This is a genomic window from Segeticoccus sp., assembly GCF_035708005.1.
On the sequence record NZ_DASSTI010000066.1, the window covers coordinates 1 to 3,356 of the forward strand.

The window sequence follows — 3,356 nt, forward strand, 5'->3', positions numbered from 1 at the left end:
CGGAACTCCATGTTCTTCTCGATGCCGGTGTGCAGGTAGCCGATGCCCGCCCGCGCCTCGGTGACCGTCTCGCCGTCCAGCTCGAGGATCAGGCGCAGCACGCCGTGCGTCGACGGGTGCTGCGGACCCATGTTGACGACGATGCGCTCCTCGCCCATCGCCGCGGCCTCCTCGGCGATGTCGTCCCAGTCGCCACCGCTCGCGTTGAGGACGGTGGCGCCCTCCGCCTCGGCCTCGTCGGCCGCGGACGCGGCGAAGATGTCGCCGGCGTGCATCGCGTCGACCGGCTCCTCCGTGGTGGTCACGTGGGGGTGCTCGTGCTCGGTCATCAGTTGTACGACCTCCGCTGGTCGGGCGGCGGGATGGTGGCGCCCTTGTACTCGACGTGGATGCCGCCGAGCGGGTAGTCCTTGCGCTGGGGGTGGCCGGGCCAGTCGTCCGGCATGAGGATGCGGGTCAGGGCCGGGTGGCCGTCGAAGATGATCCCGAACATGTCCCAGGTCTCCCGCTCGTGCCAGTCGTTGGCCGGGTAGACCGAGACGATGGACGGGATGTGCGGATCCGCGTCGGGGCAGCTGACCTCGACCCGGACGCGCCTCCCGCCGTGGGTGATCGACAGGAAGTGGTAGACGGCGTGCAGCTCGCGGCCGGTTTCCTGCGGGTAGTGCACACCGGAGACCCCGGTGCAGAGCTCGAAGCGCAGGCTCGGGTCATCGCGCAGCGCGCGGGCCACCGCAGGCAGGGCCTGCCGGGCGACGTGGAGGGTCAGCTCGTCGCGGTCGACCACGACACGCTGGACCGCGTGGCTGTATGGCGTGTCGCCGGCATCCAGCACCCGCTCCAGCTGGTCGGCCACCGCGTCGAAGTAGCCGCCGTAGGGGCGACGTGCCGCTGCCGGGAAGAGGATCGGGGAGACGAGGCCGCCGTAGCCGCTGGTGTCGTTGCCGAGCGAGGAGCCGAACATGCCGTGCCGCTCGCCGACCTCCTGCGGCCCCATGAACGCCTCGGGCGTCGTCGGCAGGTGGTCCGGGCCGTCCTGACCGTCCCGTGAGCCGTCGACCTGCTGCAGCTCCTGGGCCTCCGCCGTCGTCGGCGCGCCGCCGGTCTCGTGCGCGTGGGTGGTCGAGACCTTCTGCTCGTCGCTGGTGACGCCGACCTTGTCGACGGCGCCGGTGCTGCCCTCGACCCGGGCGACGTCGCGCCCCTCCTCGGCGGCCCGCATCTCCTCGCTCTTCGGAGCCTCGGGGGCGTTCGGCTGCTCGTTCTTCTCGTCGTCGCTCACGACAGCAGCCCCTTCATCTGGTGGGTCGGCGTCGCCGCGAGGGCCGCTTCCTCCGCGGCACGGGCCGCCGCCTTGCGGTTCACCCCGAGCTTGGAGGTCTGGATCTGCTTGTGCAGCTCGAGGATGGCGTTGAGCAGCATCTCCGGCCGTGGCGGACAGCCCGGCAAGTAGACGTCGACGGGGATGACGTGGTCGACGCCCTGCACGATCGCGTAGTTGTTGAACATGCCGCCGCTGCTCGCGCACACGCCCATGGAGATGACCCACTTGGGCTCGGGCATCTGGTCGTAGACCTGGCGCACGACAGGAGCCATCTTCTGGCTGACCCGGCCGGCCACGATCATCAGGTCGGCCTGACGCGGGGTCGCGGAGAACCGCTCCATCCCGAAGCGGGCGATGTCGTAGTCGGGCGTGCCGACGACCATCATCTCGATGGCGCAGCAGGCCAGCCCGAACGTCGCCGGCCACACCGAGCTCTTGCGCATGTAGCCGGCCACCTGCTCGACCGTCGAGAGCAGGAAGCCTGCCGGCAGCTTCTCTTCGATTCCCATAGTTACTCGTCGCGTCCCATTGCTCGCAGGATGTTGTCGGAGGTCCTCAGTCCCATGCCGCCCCGGCCCGTGCCAATGTCAGTCCCACTCCAGTCCGCCGCGACGCCACACGTAGCCGTAGGCGACGAACACGGTGACGATGAACAGCACCATCTCCACCAGCGCAAAGAGGCCCATCTTGTCGAAGGCCACGGCGAAGGGGAACAGGAACACACTCTCGATGTCGAAGATGATGAAGAGCATCGCCGTCAGGTAGTACTTGATCGGGATGCGCCCACCCCCGGAGGCCTGCGGCGACGGCTCGATCCCACACTCGTACGCGTCGACCTTCGCGCGGTTGTAGCGCCTCGGACCGGCCAGGGCTCCCGCGATGAGCACGGAGAACACGGCGAAGGCCGCGCCGATGCCGGCGAAGATCAGCAGCGGTGCGTAGGAGTAGCTCATCGGGTGGGCCTCCCCTTTCGGTGACTCGACGAGGGCAGGGGCGCGGGCAGCCCGCAGCGCCCCATCCTAGGGGCGAGCCCGTGCCGGGGGCCGACGGGGTTGATGTGGTGCGCGTGTCCGCTCATGCCGCTGGGGCCACCTTGGACAGGGCGTGGATGAGTCGGTCGTCGACTCCGCCGCCGAACGGCTCGGACAGGTTGGCCATCACCTTGAGCACGAAGCGCATCAGGGTCGTGCGCGGCAGTCCGTAGCGCACGGCGAGCCGCATCACCTCGGGGTGGCCGATGAGCTTGGCGAAGCCCCGGCCCACCGTGTAGTAGCCGCCGAGGGCGTCCTTCATCACGGCGGGGTAGGACTGCAGGACCCGCTCGCGCTCGGCGTCCGTGGCGCGGGCCGCGGCCTGGGAGATGATGTCCGCCGCCAACCGCGCCGACTCCATCGCGTAGGCGATGCCCTCACCGTTGAACGGGTTCACCATGCCGCCGGCGTCGCCGACGAGGAGCAACCCGTTCGCGTAGTGCGGCTGGCGGTTGAAGCCCATGGGCAGCGCGGCCCCCCGGATGGGGCCGGTCATGGTCTCCTCGCCGTAGGTCCACTCGGCCGGCATGCTCGCCACCCAGCGACGCAGCACGTCGCGGTAGTCGACCTTGCCGAAGGCGCTGGAGGTGTTGAGGATGCCCAGGCCGACGTTGCTCCGGCCGTCGCCGACGCCGAAGATCCAGCCGTAGCCGGGGAGCAGCACCCGCCGTCCGCTCTCCTCGTCGTCGGACCACAGCTCGAGCCAGGACTCGAGGTAGTCGTCGTCGTGCCGGGGGCTGGTGTAGTAGGTGCGCACCGCCACGCCCAGCGGCCGGTCGGGGCGCTTCTCCAGGCCGAGTGCGAGCGCCATCCGCGCGGAGACGCCGTCGGCGGCGATGACCACCGGCGCCGAGTAGGTGACCTCGTCGCCGACCTTGCGGCCGCGGTCGTCGACCGGCTTGGCGGTCACCCCGACGACCCGGCCGGTGCGCTCGTCGAGCACCGGGCCGGTGACCGCCTGGCGCTCCAGCAGCCGGGCGCCGGCCTTCTCGGCGTGCCGG

At 70.4% G+C, this 3,356-nt stretch carries 4 protein-coding genes and 1 pseudogene; all 5 read right to left on the bottom strand.

From position 1 onward, the window contains the following. A pseudogene (locus tag VFL99_RS07170) lies at positions 1-329 on the bottom strand (NADH dehydrogenase subunit D); the annotation flags it as partial. After that, the gene (locus VFL99_RS07175) at positions 329-1,282 is read right to left on the bottom strand and encodes an NADH-quinone oxidoreductase subunit C (protein ID WP_414713729.1); all 954 of its coding nucleotides are present in this window, start codon (positions 1,280-1,282) and stop codon (positions 329-331) included. The gene VFL99_RS07175 and the pseudogene VFL99_RS07170, both read right to left, overlap by 1 nt. Continuing rightward, on the bottom strand, positions 1,279-1,833 hold the full coding sequence (locus VFL99_RS07180) for a NuoB/complex I 20 kDa subunit family protein (RefSeq protein WP_325105651.1): 555 nt from the start codon (positions 1,831-1,833) through the stop codon (positions 1,279-1,281). The genes VFL99_RS07175 and VFL99_RS07180 overlap by 4 nt, the downstream gene beginning before the upstream one ends. A 78-nt stretch (positions 1,834-1,911) precedes the next feature. Beyond that, the gene (locus VFL99_RS07185) at positions 1,912-2,277 is read right to left on the bottom strand and encodes an NADH-quinone oxidoreductase subunit A (RefSeq protein WP_325105652.1); all 366 of its coding nucleotides are present in this window, start codon (positions 2,275-2,277) and stop codon (positions 1,912-1,914) included. Positions 2,278-2,398: 121 nt separating this feature from the next. Continuing rightward, positions 2,399-3,356 (bottom strand): geranylgeranyl reductase family protein (locus VFL99_RS07190; RefSeq protein ID WP_325105653.1); only part of this gene is annotated, 958 nt, incomplete at its 5' end.